Source organism: Endozoicomonas numazuensis (assembly GCF_000722635.1).
GTDB classification, from domain to species: Bacteria; Pseudomonadota; Gammaproteobacteria; order Pseudomonadales; family Endozoicomonadaceae; genus Endozoicomonas_A; species Endozoicomonas_A numazuensis.
Genome location: NZ_JOKH01000001.1, coordinates 284,353 through 285,135, shown reverse-complemented (window position 1 = coordinate 285,135; position 783 = coordinate 284,353). Strand labels below are relative to the sequence as shown.

Annotated in this window: 1 protein-coding gene; it reads right to left on the bottom strand. The window is 49.7% G+C overall.

The window, feature by feature from the left end; genetic code table 11:
* A partial coding sequence (locus GZ78_RS29270) for a hypothetical protein (protein WP_034832105.1) occupies positions 1 to 783 on the bottom strand: 783 nt, incomplete at both ends.

Here is a 783-nt window from a genome sequence, read left to right as displayed (position 1 = left end):
TTTGATATGAATTTTTTGGTTTTTGAGCTGCTTGAACAGCCGTTTTCCCGCCTCTGTTTCCTGTGCATTTATCTCGCCGGTAAGTTCTTCCTGCAGTTCACCCAGCTCTTGGGAAACGTTCATGACACCATCCTGTGCCTCTGACGCCGGATTTTCCTGCCTGCCTTTTTTGGTGACAGGGCCTTTTGGCTGGTCGTGATACTGCTTCCTTTTACTGGCTCTTTTTTTGCCTTTTTTAGGATCAGGCCCTGACTGGCTAACTTGAGCCCTCTTTCTGCCAGTATTCTCCGGAGGTATTGGCGAGGCATTGGGCAGGCAGTTATCACAGGTAATCGCCATGGCCTTACTTTCACGAAGAAACCGCATGATTTCTTGTTCATTCAGTATTTTCTGGCAGGAACTACAGCGGATGGAATTGACAAGTTCTAATTTGGCCTGTTTTGCTGGAGGAGGGTTATCCTCGTCTCTTTCGTCTCTTTCGTCTCTTCCGTCTCTGTTGAGTCCTGAGGCAGTCACAGGTGCAGCTTGAAAAACAACATGGCTTTGCTGTGCTGTGACTCCGGTTTGAGCATTCTGTCCTGACGAGCCCCCGGAAGCCTTGTTGCCAGTCCCTCGCTCCCGGCCCAACCTTCCGGTCTGGTTGCTGACTATGTCGTGGATCTGCTCATAGCGCTCTATTTCCAGACTGTCCCTTAAAAGCCACTCATACAGTTGTGCCTGACATAACGGACCCGAATCCAGTGCTCTTTGTTGGAGGAAGTCCTTGTCGCTTTCAATGAGCAT